Below are 15403 nucleotides of genomic sequence, written 5' to 3'. Positions count from 1 at the left end.
GCCGGGTGCCCGGCCCCGTGACCCGGCACGTCCGCTCGGCGAGACTGACGCCATGACCATGGACACGAAGAACGGCACCGGGCGGACGACAGGGCGGGGCATCGGGCTCGCGGCGGTGCGGGGGCTGGCGCTGGCCCTCGTCTCCCTGCCGGGGGCGGTGCTGTGCTTCTGCCTGTCCCTGGTCTCGATCGCGCTCATCCCGATCGGGGTCGGCATCGTCACCACGCCCTACGTGCTGACGGGGGTGCGGGCGTTCGCCGACGCCCGGCGGCTGCTCGCGGCGGAGTGGGGCGGGGTGCGGATCCCACCGGCGTACCGGCCGCTGCCCGAGGACGCCAACCCCTGGGCGCGCACCTTCGGGATGCTGCGCGACCCGGCGACCTGGCGGGACCTGCGGTGGCTGCCGGTCGACATGACCGCGGGATTCGTCACCGCGCTGCTGCCGGCGGTGCTGCTCCTCTATCCGCTGGAGGGGTTCGCCCTCGCGCTCGGGCTGTGGCGGGTCTTCCCCGACGGGTACTGGTACGGCTTCGTGCCGGTCACCGACCAGACGTCCGCGTTCGGGGCGGCCGCCCTGGGTCTGGTGCTGCTGTTCCTCGCGCACTTCCTCACCCCGCGCCTGCTGGGCGTCCACTTCCGGCTCACGCGGGCCGTGCTCGGCAGCGACCAGGGGGAACTGGCCGAGCGGGTACGGGTGCTGACCGAGACGCGGCGCGACGCCGTCGACACCTCCGCCGCCGAACTGCGGCGCATCGAGCGGGACCTGCACGACGGGGCCCAGGCGCGGCTGGTGGCCGTCGGCATGGACCTCGGCACCATCGAGGCGCTCCTCGACAAGGACCCGGCCCAGGCCAGGGAGCTGATCGCGCAGGCCCGTAAGTCCTCCGTGGAGGCACTGACCGAGTTGCGCGAGCTGGTGCGGGGCATCCATCCGCCGGTCCTGGCCGAACGGGGCCTGGGAGACGCCGTGCGGGCGCTGGCGCTGCGGTTGCCGGTGGCCACGGAGGTGAGCGTGGATCTGCCCGGGCGGGCCGAGGCGCCGGTGGAGTCGGCCGTGTACTTCGCGGTGAGCGAGGTGCTCACCAACGCCGTGAAGCACTCGGGCGCCGACCGGATCTGGGTCGACCTCCACCGGGCGGACGGCATGCTGCGGGCGACCGTCACGGACAACGGCAAGGGCGGCGCGGTGATCGGAGCCGGTTCGGGGCTGGCCGGGGTCGAGCGGCGACTGGGTACATTCGACGGCGTCCTGGCCGTCAGCAGTCCCGCGGGCGGCCCCACCATGGTCACCATGGAGATCCCTTGCGCGTAGTCCTGGCCGAAGACCTCTTCCTGCTGCGCGACGGACTCGTCCGGCTGCTCCAGGCGCACGGCTTCGAGATCGTGGCGGCCGTCGAGTCCGGGCCCGAACTGGCCGCCGCGCTGGCCGAGCTGGACCCGGACGTGGCCGTGGTCGACGTCCGCCTGCCGCCCACGCACAGCGACGAGGGCCTTCAGTGCGCGCTCGACGCCCGCCGGAAGCGGCCCGGGCTGCCGGTGCTGGTGCTCTCCCAGCACGTGGAGCAGCTGTACGCGCGGGAGCTGCTCGCCGACGGCAGCGGCGGGGTCGGTTATCTGCTGAAGGACCGGGTGTTCGACGCCGAGCAGTTCGTGGACGCCGTACGGCGGGTCGCCGCCGGTGGCACGGCGATGGACCCGCAGGTCATCCAGCAGCTGCTGGCCCGCCGTTCGGGCGACGACCGGCCGCTGGCGCGGCTGACGCCCCGGGAGCGGGAGGTGCTGGAGCTGATGGCGCAGGGCCGGTCCAACGCGGCGATCGCCGGGAAACTGGTCGTGACGGAACGGGCGATCGCCAAACACACCGCGAACATCTTCGGCAAACTGGGCCTTGAGGTCTCGGACGACGACAACCGCCGCGTGCTGGCGGTTCTCGCGTATCTCGACCACGGGCGGTGAAACCGGACCCGTCTTCTCACCCCGTGTGGACGATCCGCAACTCCTGGTGTGCCAGCGGCTGTTGAGAACACAGAGTCCTCACGAATCTCGCATCAATTTCCGGTACCCCTGAACACCCGTGGGACGCACTGCGTATGGAAGGGAGCCGCTTCACTCCTGTCGGGCGCCTCGATGCCCCCGAAAAAGGAAGTCAGAGGAGTTCCATGGGACGCAACACAAGAAAACGCCGTACGCCGCTGGCCACCAAGGCCATTGCCGCATCGGCGGCCCTAGCGCTCGGTGGGGGCGGGCTGATCTGGGCAAACTTCTACGCCTCGGCGCACGAGGAGAACTCGGCGAACCAGACGAAGTCCGCGGGCGCGCAGATCGCCACGATCCAGTGCCCGGACGTCGGACAGAAGCTGACCGATGTGCCGGACGGCGCCCGCCAGGGGGTGGACAAGGAGCTGGCCAACCTCGACAAGCAGATCAGCGAGGCGTACACCCGGCTCGCCTCCACGCGCCAGGCCCAGGCCGGTGACGCCGGCTTCGTCAACAACGCCATCCTCGGCCCGCTGAAGTCGAAGCGGGTCGCGGCCATCGACCGGATCGGCATCAACATCCGGCGGGTGGGCGGGCAGGCCCCGGGCAACCTGGAGCAGCTCGCCGAGTGCAAGGGCATGGCGGCCGACATCAACACCAACGACGGCCAGGCCGGGGGCGGTCAGAACAACGACGGCCAGAACAACGACGGCCAGAACGACGGCGGTCAGAACGACGGCGGTCAGGACCAGGGTCAGGACAACGGCGGCCAGGACAACGGGCAGGGCCAGGGCGGCAACGGCGGGCAGGCCGGCAACGGCCCGGTGGCGGACGACTTCATCAAGATCGAGGACGTCCAGCCCAACTCCCGCAACCTGCCGAACGGCCTCGCGGCGAACGGCGACGGCGGTTCCACGGGTACGTTCACCACTGTCTGTGGCACGAACCAGAACGAGAACCGCAACTCGGACAACGTGATCGTGGCGCCGGGTGTCTCCAACGGCGCGAAGCACCAGCACGACTACGTCGGCAACCAGAGCAACAACGCCTTCGCGAGCGACGAGGACCTGGCGAACGCCGACACGTCCTGCCAGAACCAGGGCGACAAGTCGTCGTACTTCTGGCCGGTCATCCGCCTCCAGGACGGTTCGCAGGACATCGACCAGGGCAAGCCCGGCGGCGGCCAGGACGGCAACGTCGGCAAGATCGTCGAGCCGGCCGAGGCCCAGCTGAAGTTCGTCGGCAACCGCACCAGCGACGTCGTCGCCATGCCGAAGGCCCTGCGCATCATCACCGGTGACGCCAAGTCCCTCACCAACGGACTGAACAACGCCAACACCGCGTGGAGCTGCACCGGCTTCGAGGACCGGCAGGTGACGGACAAGTACCCGATCTGCCCCGAGGGCAGCTCCGTGGTGCGCACGTCCAACTTCCAGAGCTGCTGGGACGGCCAGAACATCGACAGCGCCAACCACCGCACCCACGTGGACTTCGTGGAGGCGGACGGCACCTGCTCGAACGGTTTCAAGGCCATCCCCCAGCTCCAGGTCCGGCTGGTCTACGACATCCCGGCGCCGCAGATCAACAACGGGCAGCTCCAGGGCGCCTTCGCGGTGGACTCCTTCCCGGAGCAGCTGCACAAGGCGATCACCGACCACAACGACTTCATCAACTTCTTCGACGAGAACGTGATGAACAAGATGGTCCAGTGCATCAACGACGGCCAGGACTGCAAGTAGCCCTGACCCGGTGACGCGGAAGGCCGGCGGTGGGAATTCCCACCGCCGGCCTTCCGCTGTCGTGGCCCGCGCGTTCAGCCGTGGTGGCCGCTGCCGCCGTCGTGCCCGCCGCTGTTGTGGCTGCCGCCGGGGTTCATGTGCTCGGAGCCCTCTTCCATGGTCCCGCCGAGGGCGCCCTGGAGCGCCGTGACCGTCTTCCGCTGACCGACGGCGACCCACTTGCGGCCGACGAGGTAGTAGCCGCCGTAGTCCTTGGCGCTGTTCAGCCACTCGCGCTGGCCGCGGTCGGTGGCGAAGGTGGCGAGGACGTACTTCTCCTTGCCCTTCTTGCACAGGGCCTGGCGGATGGTGTCCGCGTCGGTCTGCATGTTCGGCTTGCAGTCGGCCTCGGCCGCGATGTGCTCCAGGCTGCCGCTCACCTCCTTCGGGACGGCCGCCTCGTCCTTGTCGCCGGATCCGCCGCAGCCGGTCAGCGCCAGTATCGCCACCGCGCCGCTCAGCGCGAGCATCGGTCGGGTCACCCTCATCTGTTCCTCCGGTCCTTGTCACGGCACGGTCCTTGTCACGGCACGATCCGGACGCATGCCGCACGGAGCCCCGGCAGAGGCTCTCGCCCTCGATACGGCTGCGGAGCCCGCCGTGCTCAAAATCCCGCTGCCCGGGTGTGCACTCCTGTGCGAGGGTGGGCCCGTGGATCAGGACTGGGAAGAGCGTATGGCCGCCCTGTGGGACCGTTTCGACGACTACGCCGAGACGGAGGAGGGCGGGGCACGCTTGCGCTCCGACGTCGACGCGCTCGTCGCCGAGCTGCCGGAGGGCAGCCCGCTCGGCCTGTTCGAACAGGGCTGCGCCTGGGACTCCACAGGTGACTCCGACAAGGCGGTCCCCCTGTACCGGGAAGCGCTGGAGAAGGGCCTCGCCGACATCAGCCCCGACAAGGCCCGCCAGACGAAGATCCAGCTGGCCAGCTCCCTGCGGAACACCGGCCGGGCCGAGGAGGGCGTCGCCCTGCTGACGCCCGAGCTCCTCGCCCCGTCCGACGAACTGGACGACGCCGTACGGGCGTTCCTCGCGCTGTGCCTGTCGGATCTCGGCCGTGACCGGGAGGCCCTGGCGCTGGTCCTGGGTGCCCTGGCCCCGCATCTGCCGCGCTACCAGCGGTCCACGGCGAACTACGCCCGGCTGCTCGTGGAACCCGGGGCACACCCGGGGGCGTGACGCTCCGCAGCCAGGTGACCATCCAACGATTCGCTCGTTCTGCTGAACGTGCAGTCACAGGATGTCGCCCAGCGCCCCGCACCCCCCTCCGTGACCGGCCCGGTCGTCGACGTCGAGCAGGCCGAGGCCGCGCTCGTCGAGCACTACCCGCGGCTCGTCCGGCTGGCCTACCTGGTGCTGCCACCCGGGACGGGCCGCAGCCGCCGCGTCCTGACCGCGCACGCGCTCACCCAGCGGGCACTCCCCCGCAGCCGCACCCCGGCCCCGGTGATCCCGGCCCAGAACGGGGGTCCCCCCTTCTCGGGCGAAGCCGAGAGCCTGCGGGACGGCCGGCACCGCGACCCGGGGTACGCCCTGGTCCGTCTCCAGGTGCTGCGCACGGCGCTGGAGGCGGGGCCGCCGCTCACGGCGAAGGCGTGGCCCAAGAGGGCCCAGCTGCCGCCGCTGCTGCCGCACGTGTGGGGCCTGAAACTGTTCCCGCGCTCCGGCGGCGCCGACGAACTCGCCCTGGACCAGCGGTTGTCCACCCTGTCGGGCCCGGCCCGGGCCGCGTACGCGCTGCGCGGCCTCGAGCGGCTCACGGACGCCGAGGTGTGCGAGGTCCTCGCGGCGGCGGGCGTCGCGGACCCGGAGGGCGCGGTGCTGGAGGCCGACGGGATCCCCGCCCAGTACGGGCTGCTCGACTCCCCCGAGTTCGATCCCTGCTCGCTCCAGGCCCGCCCCACCGACCTGATGCGCCGGCGCCAGCATCTGAAGGCCGCCCTGGCCGCCGGTGCCGCCCTGCTGGTGTGCGGTGCGCTGCTCGGGCTGCCCGGTGAGGGCTGGGGTCCCGAGGGCGCCGCGGCACCCCCGTACGCGCGCAACCCCGCCGCGCAGGCCGCCCTGGACCCGGCGAAGCTGACCCGGGTCCCGCCCACCGCGTGGCGCGGCTCGGATCGCGTCGACTTCTCCGTCTGGCCGGCCCGCGGCGACCGCACCGGCGACCGGGCCCTGCTGCGCCGCGCCCTGGCCGTGTGGGCCCGCCCCGGCGAGACGGTCCAGGTGTCGGCGACGCCCGGCACGCTCTCCGGCGGCCCGGCCGGACCGCCCCAGCTGCTGTTCGCGGGGACGGTCGACGCGGCGCGCGTGGTGATCCTCTACGACGGTCTGCGCATCGCCCGGTACGCCGAGCCGAAGGACGGCACGCAGGGCGCCGCCCTCGACTTCGCACGGGTCGACGGGGCCGGCCGGGCCGAGGCGGGCGCGGTGGTCCTGGGCCGCTCCGACGGCAACGTCCGCTATCTGCTGGCCCCCTGGGTGAAGAACGCCGGGGAGCGGGACCTGATGAAGCCGGGCTCCGGCGCGATGGACCTCACGCTCACCGGCGGTGTGACCGCGCCGCTGGCCAGCCCTGCCCTGCGCTCCGGCCCCTGCACCTCGTGGAACGTGCTCCAGGTGGCCGACGGCGGCAGGACCCGGCTGCTGACCGACCTCGGTGAACTGGTCCCGGCCCGGCTCACCACCGGACGGCCGGGATCGCCCGGCGAGGTGTCCGGCGCCGCCGCGCTGCACACCTGGCAGCCGTTCGCCTGCTCGCTGGGCACGGTGCGCTCGGCGGGGGTGCGCCAAGTCAACGCCTGGGCGTTCAACGAGCAGCCGCTGCCCGACGCGAGCGGAACCGCGGCGTGGGTGTGCACCCGGGCCGAGACCTGGCGGGGCGGCGGGCCGCGGGTGCTGGCGCAGTTCCACACGCCCGGTGGGGCGTACGGGGCGGTGGCGGCGAAGGCCGAGAACGTCCCGGCGTGCGGGGAGCGTGACCCGCATGTGCTGGCCGGTGTGCTGTGGAAGTCGAAGGGCGGGGACTGGTACCTGCTGGCCGCCGGCAGCCGGGAGACGGCGTCGATCCGGGCGACGGGCGGGGTGGACGGGTCCGCGCGGAGCAGTCTGCTGACGGTGCCGGCCGAACAGGGAGCGCAGGCTCAGCTCAAGGGGACCCTCAAGGACGGGCGTTCGCTGCGCGGGCTGCGCTGAGGGGCTCCTCCCGTGCCCGCCGGAGGGCCTCGGGGGCAGCTCCGCGATCGATCCGGCCCGTTCGAGGCCGGAATCGATCGGTAAGGTGTTCGTATGACTACCGGGGTTCGCCGCAGAATGGGAGTCGAGGAACGGCGGCAGCAGTTGATCGGCGTCGCCCTCGAACTGTTCAGCCGCCGCTCACCCGACGAGGTCTCCATCGACGAGATAGCGTCGGCCGCGGGCATCTCACGCCCGTTGGTCTACCACTACTTCCCCGGCAAACTCAGCCTGTACGAGGCGGCGTTGCAGCGGGCCTCGGACGATCTGGCGGGCCGGTTCGTGGAGCCGCACGAGGGTCCGCTGGGGGCGCGGCTGCTGCGGGTGATGCGCCGCTACTTCGACTTCGTGGACGAGCACGGGCCCGGTTTCTCCGCCCTCATGCGCGGCGGCCCGGCAGTCGGTTCGTCGACGACCAACGCGCTCGTCGACTCCGTGCGGCAGGCCGCGTATGTCCAGATCCTTTCGCACCTGGGCGTGACCGATCCGCCCGCGCGCCTCGAACTGGTCGTCCGTTCCTGGATCTCGCTCGCCGAGTCGACGGCACTGATCTGGCTGGACGGCCGGCGCATCCCGCGCGAGGAGCTGGAGCCCCAGCTCGTCAACGACTTCGCCGCGCTCGCCGCGGTGAGCGCCGCCTACGACGAGGAGATGGCCGCGCTGCTGCGCGAGGTCATGAAGGACGAGCCGGCCGACGGCCCGTTCGCGCTGCTGGCCGGCCGGCTCATCGCCCTGGCGAGCTGAGCGGACTCAGCTCTCGAACTTCGCGTACGACGGGTCCAGGTCGCGGACCTCGGCGGAGGCGTGCAGCGCGCGCCCCTCGGGCTGCTTCAGATAAGTCCGCAGCAGCTCCAGCGCGGCCTGGGTGAGCCGCGCCTTGGTCTCGTCGGTGCGGCCGGCGAGCAGCGCGATGTGGATGTGCACATGGGAGTGCCCCTCGGCCTCGGGCCCGACGACGATGTCCTCGGTCGGGCGGAACCGGCTCTTGCAGGCCGGCGGCTTGGCGGCCGCGATCTCGACGGTGGCCTCGTGCAGCGCCTTGGCGAATCCGGGCCGGTCGAATCCGTCCGCGAGGTCGGCGGAATAGTCGACGGTGATCTGCGGCATCAGCACTCCTGTTCCCAGTCGGTGGGCTCACCCTAGGGCCTGTCGTTTGGATCATGCCGGCGTCGCGGGGCGTGGCACGCACATCTGCCGCGTTGTCGTCGGCTGTCAACTCCCCCACGCTCGGCTGCGCTCGCGCGGGAGGGACCCCCATCGCGTTGACGCCCTCCTCCGCCTTGCAGCTGCACGCACCACGCCCCGCTCGGGTCGGCCGAGAGGCGCAGTCACTCTCGGCCGGCCTGATCCAAACGACAGGCCCTAGCCGCAGCGGGGGCGGGCCGCCGGTCGCGGTCCGCCCCTGCTGACCGGGGGCGTTACCCAGCGGTCCGGGTGAAGACCGCGACCGTGCGCGCCGGCACGGTGAACGTGCCGGAGGCCCGCGCGTAGGCGGAGGACTTCACGGTGGCGTCGGCGCCCGCCGCCTGCACCGGGTGCAGGCGGTAGCCGGTCCCGGCGAGTGCGGGGACGGGCTGCTCCTGCCGCTCGGGGGTGGCGTTGAAGACGACGACGAGATCACCGAGCCGCATGGTGATCACGCCGGGCGTCTCGTCCTTGCCGGACAGCGGGAAGGAGAGCCGGGACTGCACCCGCTCCGCCGTGCCGAGGGAGAAGTCCTTCTCGGTGCTGCGGATCCGCAGCAGGTCGCGGTACGCGGCCGAGGTGCCCTCGATCTGCTCGCAGCCCACGGCGACCTTGGTCAGCAGCGGCGTGGCGTACGGCCACTTGCCGGCGTTGTCGGCCGCCATGGGCAGTCCGCGTCCGAACCCGTTGCCGTCCTCGCACCGCCAGTGGACGGCGTTGAACCAGTCGCCGCTGTCGTAGGAGTTGCGGTCCAGGGACTTGGAGCGCAGCAGGTCGGTGCCCGCCTGGGAGAGGGCCGGGCCCTGCGAGAGGGTGGCCGTCGCCATCGCGAGGACCTGCATCCGGGCCCGGTCGGACGCGCTCGTCGCGGCGGGGAGCTTGAAGGCGAGCGCGTCGAACAGGGACTCGTTGTCGTGCGCGTCGGCGTAGGCGAGGGCGTCGCCCGGGGCGTCGGCGTATCCGGCGGGGGCGCCGTTGTAGTCGACCTCGGAGCCCTTGACCTCCTTGCCGCCGGTGCCGGTGAACCGGTAACCGGCGAGGTTGCCGGTCAGGCCGACCTTGATGAGGTCCTGGTAGTGCAGCAGGCGGGCCTTCTGCTCGGCCTCGGTGCCGTTGCTCTTCGAGGAGTTGGGGTCGGTGTACAGACCGGAGGCGAAGCCCTGGACGCCGGGGTCCTCGTCGAAGGGGCCGCCGCCGCGCACCGCGTCACGGGCGCGGTCGGAGAAGGTGGCGATGCCGGTGCCGGCCATGTTCTTCTGCGTGGCCTGGACGAACCGGGCGTCGTCGGCGACCTCGCCGAAGTTCCAGCCCTCGCCGTACAGGATGATCTTCTTGCCGTCGACGCCGTCCTGGTCGGGGGTCAGCGCGTCGAGGGCCTTCCTGACGGCCAGGATGTTCGCCTTCGGGTGGTGGCCCATGAGGTCGAAGCGGAAACCGTCGACCTTGTACTCCTTGGCCCAGGTGACGATCGAGTCCACGACGAGCTTGCCCATCATGGCGTTCTCGGTGGCCGTGTTGGCGCAGCAGGTGCTGTTCGCGACCGAGCCGTCGGCGAGGAGCCGCTGGTAGTAGCCGGGCACGATCCGGTCCAGGACGGAGGTGTCCGCCTGGCCGCTCGCGGCGGTGTGGTTGTAGACGACGTCCATGACGACGCGCAGTCCGTCGTCGTTGAGGGCCTTGACCATCCTGCGGAACTCGACCGTGCGGGCGGTGCCGTCCGGGTCGGTGGCGTAGGAGCCCTCGGGGACCGTGTAGTGGTACGGGTCGTAGCCCCAGTTGTAGGCGTCCTTCGCGGCGATCTTGCCGACGCACTCCTGCTGCTTGTCGGAGTCGGCCGGGAAGGATGCCAGGTCGCAGCCGGGCGTCGCCTGGTCGGCCTTGCGCTCCGGGATGGTGGCGATGTCGAAGGCGGGCAGCAGGTGGACGTAGGAGGTGCCCGCCTCGGCCAGCTCGCGCAGGTGCCTGCTGCCGTCGCTCGCCTTGTCGGTGAAGGCGAGGTAGGTGCCGGGGTGCTTCGCCGTGCGGTCCTCGACGGAGAAGTCCCGGATGTGCAGCTCCTGGATCTGGGCGTCCCGCAGGGGCACGGCCCTGGGCTTGGTGTACGACGACCAGCCGGACGGCTTCAGCGCCTTGTCGTCCAGGTCGGCGACCAGGCTGCGCTTGGAGTCGGTCGTGAGGGCCACGGAGTAGGGGTCGGTGACCTTGTTGGTGACGACCTTGCGGACACTGGGCGCCCAGACCTTCACGGCGTAGCGGTAGGGCTTGCCCTTCCAGGACGCGGGGCCGGTGACGGACCAGACGCCGGTGGCGGAGTCGCGGCGCATGGCGACGGCCTTGCCGTCGAGTTCCAGGGCGACGGACTGCGCGGTCGGCGCCCACACGGACAGGGTGGGGCGGCCCTTGGCGAACGTCGGTCCGAGAGCGGCCTTGGTGGCGCCGGGGTACAGGTCGTCGAGGACGCCGGCGATCTGGACGCCGGTGGCCGCGAGTACTGCTCCGTTCACCGCACGCTGGGTGGCGACGACCTGGCCGCGCAGGGCCTCGCGGACCCGGTCGCGGTCGCGGGGGTCGACGGTCCAGGCGTCGTACGCCTTCAGGTGCGGGAACTTCGCCTTCTGGGCGTCGGTGAGCTCCCCCTTCGCCAGGCGCAGCCACTGGGCGTCGCCCGTCAGGGCGCCGTCCTCGGCCTTGATCGAGCCGTCGCGGGAGTACAGCAGCTGGGTGGAGGCGGCGGCGTCGGAGCCGTTCCAGGCGAGGGTGTTCCGGTCGATCCAGACCGCCTTGGAGGTGGTCAGGTCCAGGGCGGCGGCAGAGCCCGCGGGCTGCGGGAGCAGGTACTTCTCCTGTCCGTTCACCAGCCACACCTCGTGGCCGTTCGCCTTGAGGTCGAGCGACTGGTCGGTGGGCAGGTCCTTCTCGTCGCCCTTGTGGAGGATGTAGCTGAGGCTGGTGGCTCCGTCGGTGAGCGGTACCTCGAAGACTGCGCCATAGGAATCAGTCTTGACCGGCTTCAGGGGGTTCGACCAGTCGGTGGGGTGCGCGGCGCCGGTCCACACGTGCAGGCCCCAGCCGTCGTGGTTCCCGTCGGCCCGGTGGTAGTGCAGGACGGCCTTGCTCTTGTCGGGTGCCGGGTACTCGGGCCGTTCGGTGGTGACGGTGTCCTTGCCCTGCTCGATCCAGACCTCACCGGTCTTGGTGACGTCGATCGTGCGGTCGGTGGAGACGTCCTTGGTGCCGTCCTTGTCGATGACGAGGAAGCCGACGTTCGAGGCGCCCGGCTTGAGCTTGACCCAGGCGAAGGCGCCATAGGCGTCCCGGCCGGTGAACGGGTGGCTCTCGGGCCACTCGGTGGCCTCGCCCTCGGCGAGGTCGCCCCAGGCGTACAGGCCCCAGTCGGCGTAGTCGCCGTCCGCGCGCTTGTAGTGGACGATCGCGTAGTCGCGGGAGGAGGCGGTGGGCGGTTCGGGGGCGGGCGGGGTGCCGGTGGCGGAGGCGGCCAGGGCGCTCGCGGTGCGTCCGGCCGAGTCGATGACGACGGCCTTGTAGCGCAGGGCCGTACCCGGTGGCACGTCCTTGCCGAGGGTGTGGGTGACCTTGTAGGGAGCGTGGTCGGCGGAGCCGAGGACCCGCCACTTCCCGTTGCCGGTCTGCGCGGCGAAGACGACCCGGTCGAGCTGCCCGCCTCCCCCGACGTCCGCGGTGACCTCCACGGTGCCGGTGGCGCCGGCGGCCGGGGCCTTCAGGGTGAGGGTCGGTGCGGTGGCGGGCTTCGCGAGCTTTCCGGCCGCCTTCAGGACGATCGCCGAACCGGCCGGGACCGTGACGGTGAGCTTCTTGTCGCCGTCGCTGGTCAGGGTCGCGTCGGTGCCGTGGATGCCGCGGAAGGTCATGCCGGCCGAGCCGGTCGCGAAGGTCGCGGTCTTCTTCTCGGCGGCGTTGTTGAAGGCGACGACGTACTCGGTGCCGGTCCTGGCGTCCGTGCGGGAGAAGGCGTAGACGCCCGGGCCGTCGGCCGCGTACCGCTCCTGCTGGACGCCGTCGGTGAGCGCCGGGTTGGCCTTGCGGAGCTCGGCGAGGGCGCTGATCTGCCGGTACAGGGGCGCCTTGGTGTCGTAGGCGTCCCCGGCGTGGGTGCGGTCGGTGCCGATCAGGTCGTCGTCGAGGTAGTCGGCGGTGCGCGAGGCGAACATGGTCTGCCGGGCGTCCTTGTCGCCGCCCGGGCCGGTGAAGCCCTGCTCGTCGCCGTAGTAGACGACGGGGTTGCCGCGGCTGAGGAACATCAGCTCGTTGGCGAGCTTGTCCTTGGCGAGGATCTCGGCGTCCGTGGCCTTGGGGTTGTCCTGCTTCAGGAACGACCCGATGCGGCCCATGTCGTGGTTGCCGAGGAAGGTGACCTGCTCGTAGGCGTTGGCCTTGCCGGTCGTGTACTTGTAGTCGTCGCCGAAGACGCCGGCCAGCTTGCGGGCGCTGCCGCCCTGCGAGGCGTACTGGCGGGCCGCCTCCTGGAAGGGGAAGTCGAGGGTGGCGTCGAGCCGGCCCTGGGTGACGTAGGGCGCGGTGACGTTCGTGTCGGCCGAGTAGACCTCGCCGAACATGAAGAAGTCGTCCCGGCCGCGCTTCGCGGCGTAGGCGTCGAGGGCGGTGGCCCACTGCGTCCAGAACTCCATGCCGACGTGCTTCACGGTGTCGATCCGGAAGCCGTCGACGTCGAAGTCCCGCACCCAGCGCTGGTAGATCCTCTCCATGCCGCTGACGACCTCGGGCCGCTCGGTCCACAGGTCGTCGAGCCCGGAGAAGTCGCCGTGGGTGGAGCTCTCACCGGCGAAGGTGGAGTCGCCGCGGTTGTGGTACATCGTCGGGTCGTTGAGCCACGACGGGACCTTGTTCTTCTTGGTGACGACCGGGGTGCGCGGGAAGGAGTCCCGGTCGACCTCGGGGAAGCCGTGCCGCCCGTCGGCGTAGTCGGCGTCGTCGAAGGGCACGCCGTCCTTCGTCAGGTAGGGGAAGGCGCCCTTGGAGAGGTAGTCGTAGGACTTCTCCTCGTAGTCGACGACGTCGGCGGTGTGGTTGGTGATGACGTCGAAGAAGACCTTCATGCCCTTGGCGTGGGCCTTGTCGATGAGGGTCTCGAGGTCCTGGTTGGTGCCGAAGTGCGGGTCGACCTGGGTGAAGTCGGTGATCCAGTAACCGTGGTAACCGGCCGAGGCGTTCGACCCGGTGCCCTGCACGGGCTGGTTCTTGAAGATCGGAGCCATCCAGAGGGCGGTGGTACCCAGGCCCTTGATGTAGTCGAGCCTCTTGGTCAGGCCCTTGAGGTCGCCGCCCTGGTAGAAGCCCTTGTCGGTGGGGTCGTAGCCGGTCGACAGGCGTGAACCGGTCAGGCCGCCCTTGTCGTTGCGCGGGTCGCCGTTGGCGAACCGGTCCGGCAGGACGAAGTAGAACTGCTCCCGGGTGGCGTCGTGCCGGGCGGGCTGGGCGGCCAGCGCGGCGTCGGAGGGAGGCGCCGCAGGGGTGGCGGCCCCGGCGGCGAGCGGCTGGACGAGTGTGGCGGCCAGCGCGGCGGCGGTGACCGCGGCGACCCGTCCGGCACGGGCGGTTCGGCGCCTGGACGGCACCGGCCATCTCGGTATCACAGATGGGCTCCTAGCGATTGCGGCTCTCTCGGGTCCGACCCCGCGCGACCGTATCGCCGCCGAAACGTTTACAGCAAGAGTCCTGAAAGCATTGGAAAGAACTTTCAACCACCGCGGTGGGTCCGGCGGCCCCGGTCGCCATGGGTCATGCCGCCGGGGCCGCTTCACACCGTGCGGGACGGCCGCTAACAGCTCGACTTGCCCGCGTGGACCGCCAGGGCCGTGTGGGCGCCCAGGGTGGCCGTGAGCTGGCCGCTCGCGTTGACCGTCACCGGCCTGTTGCTCTGCACGTCGCAGTACGTCCCGGCGGGCAGCGACGTCTGGTACGTCCGGGTCAGGGAGCCGGACTCGTGGTTGATGGCCACGAAGCCCTTGCTGCCCCGGCCGAAGGCGATGGCGTCACCGCCGTTGTCCCACCAGTTGGTGACGGCCTGCCCCCGGGTGGCGTTGCGGAAGGCGACCATGGACTTGATCTCCGGCCAGTTGTGCTGGCACTTCCAGCCGTCCTGCCAGCAGGCGTTGACCTGACCCCCGTTCGGCGGCCCGGCGTCGTGGTCGGTGAACTCGTAGCCGGAGTTGACGTCGGGGGCGCCGTAGGGCCAGGCCAGCATGAAGACGTTGGCCAGGGTGTAGGTTGCGCCGTCCTTGTAGCTGAGGGTGGAGCCGTTGCGCTCGGTGTCGTGGTTGTCGACGAAGACACCGGAGACACCGCTGTTCATGTAGCCCCAGCCCTCGCCGTAGTTCTTCAGGTAGGCGAGGTTCTCGTTGGTGAAGACCCGCTTGAGGTCGTAGGCGTAGCGGAACTCCTGGACGTCTCCGTTACTCGTGTATTCAGTGGGCTGGACGGCCTCGCCGGCGCCGAATATGACCTCCTGCTTCCAGTACACCGACGGGTTGCTCAGCCGGGACTTGATGTTCGCGAGGTCGGCGGTGTCGATGTGCTTGGCCGCGTCGACGCGGAAGCCGTCGACGCCGAGGGAGAGCAGGTCGTTCAGGTACCCGGCGATCGCGCCGCGGACGTAGTTCTCGCCCGTGTCCAGGTCGGCCAGGCCGACCAGTTCGCAGTGCTGGACGTTCCAGCGGTCCTGGTAGGTGCTGATCCGGCTCGTGCAGTCGTCGAAGTCGAAGGACGAGTACAGGCCGGGGTAGGCGTACTTGCTGTACGACGAGCCGCCGGTGCCGGTGCCGTCGCCCGCCGCCATGTGGTTGATGACGGCGTCCGCGACGACCTTCACACCGGCCGCGTGGCAGGTGTTCACCATGTTCCGGAACGCCGTGCGGTCACCGAGCCGGCCTGCGATCTTGTAGCTGACCGGCTGGTACGAGGTCCACCACTGCGGTCCCTGTATGTGCTCGGCGGGCGGCGAGACCTGGACGTAGCCGTAGCCGGCGGGCCCGAGGGTGGTGGTGCACTCGCGGGCGACCGAGGCGAAGTTCCACTCGAAGAGGACGGCGGTGACGTCCTTGGTGCCAGGTGGGGAGGCCTCTGCACCAGTCGGGTTCATGACAACCACAGCCGCGGCGAGCGCCACGGCGGAGGCGAGGAATCTGCGTGCCATGTGGGGTTTCCTTCTTCGTTGAAGGTTCTTGCAGCAAGGTTCA

The 15403-nt window shown here is 70.9% G+C and carries 10 protein-coding genes; 6 read left to right on the top strand and 4 right to left on the bottom strand.

All coding sequences use genetic code 11. The features are described 5' to 3' along the window. The first annotated feature begins 52 nt into the window (after positions 1 to 52). The 3 genes from AB0I06_RS23525 to AB0I06_RS23515 all read left to right on the top strand — a co-directional run bounded on the left by AB0I06_RS23525 (position 53) and on the right by AB0I06_RS23515 (position 3716). Entirely contained in the window at positions 53 to 1312 is a 1260-nt protein-coding gene (locus AB0I06_RS23525) for a sensor histidine kinase (RefSeq protein ID WP_363120808.1), read from the top strand. Beyond that, on the top strand, positions 1303 to 1956 hold the full coding sequence (locus tag AB0I06_RS23520) for a response regulator transcription factor (protein ID WP_363120807.1): 654 nt from the start codon (positions 1303 to 1305) through the stop codon (positions 1954 to 1956). The genes AB0I06_RS23525 and AB0I06_RS23520 overlap by 10 nt, the downstream gene beginning before the upstream one ends. 203 nt (positions 1957 to 2159) lie before the next feature. Continuing rightward, positions 2160 to 3716: a DUF1996 domain-containing protein gene (locus AB0I06_RS23515; protein ID WP_363120806.1), complete on the top strand. Its 1557-nt coding sequence runs from the start codon at positions 2160 to 2162 to the stop codon at positions 3714 to 3716. 74 nt (positions 3717 to 3790) lie between these two features. Here the strand turns inward: AB0I06_RS23515 and AB0I06_RS23510 are convergent, their stop codons facing one another. Then, complete coding sequence (locus AB0I06_RS23510; protein WP_363120805.1) at positions 3791 to 4243, bottom strand: hypothetical protein; 453 nt, start codon at positions 4241 to 4243, stop codon at positions 3791 to 3793. 163 nt (positions 4244 to 4406) lie between these two features. Between AB0I06_RS23510 and AB0I06_RS23505 the strand changes: the two genes are divergently transcribed. The 3 genes from AB0I06_RS23505 (at position 4407) to AB0I06_RS23495 (ending at position 7727) form a co-directional block, all read left to right on the top strand. Then, a complete protein-coding gene (locus AB0I06_RS23505; protein WP_363120804.1) occupies positions 4407 to 4934 on the top strand; it encodes a tetratricopeptide repeat protein in 528 nt (175 codons plus the stop codon). Between the two features lie 48 nt (positions 4935 to 4982). Continuing rightward, a complete protein-coding gene (locus AB0I06_RS23500) occupies positions 4983 to 6944 on the top strand; it encodes a hypothetical protein (RefSeq protein ID WP_363120803.1) in 1962 nt (653 codons plus the stop codon). A gap of 93 nt (positions 6945 to 7037) precedes the next feature. Further along, positions 7038 to 7727, top strand: coding sequence for a TetR/AcrR family transcriptional regulator (locus tag AB0I06_RS23495; RefSeq protein ID WP_363120802.1), 690 nt, complete (start codon positions 7038 to 7040; stop codon positions 7725 to 7727). 6 nt (positions 7728 to 7733) lie between these two features. Here AB0I06_RS23495 and AB0I06_RS23490 read toward each other — a convergent pair whose 3' ends face one another. The 3 genes from AB0I06_RS23490 to AB0I06_RS23480 form a co-directional block, all read right to left on the bottom strand. After that, entirely contained in the window at positions 7734 to 8090 is a 357-nt protein-coding gene (locus AB0I06_RS23490) for a 5-carboxymethyl-2-hydroxymuconate Delta-isomerase (protein ID WP_363120801.1), read from the bottom strand. Positions 8091 to 8401: 311 nt separating this feature from the next. Beyond that, complete coding sequence (gene pulA, locus AB0I06_RS23485) at positions 8402 to 13801, bottom strand: pullulanase-type alpha-1,6-glucosidase (protein WP_363120800.1); 5400 nt, start codon at positions 13799 to 13801, stop codon at positions 8402 to 8404. 185 nt (positions 13802 to 13986) lie between these two features. Further along, positions 13987 to 15360 carry an alpha-amylase family protein gene (locus AB0I06_RS23480; protein WP_363120799.1) on the bottom strand — a complete coding sequence of 458 codons (1374 nt, stop codon included), beginning with the start codon at positions 15358 to 15360 and terminating at the stop codon, positions 13987 to 13989. Positions 15361 to 15403 lie beyond the last annotated feature (43 nt).

Origin of the sequence: Streptomyces sp. NPDC050674 (assembly GCF_040654575.1) — a bacterium.
Taxonomy (GTDB): domain Bacteria; phylum Actinomycetota; class Actinomycetes; order Streptomycetales; family Streptomycetaceae; genus Streptomyces.
This window is presented reverse-complemented; position numbering and strand designations above follow the sequence as displayed.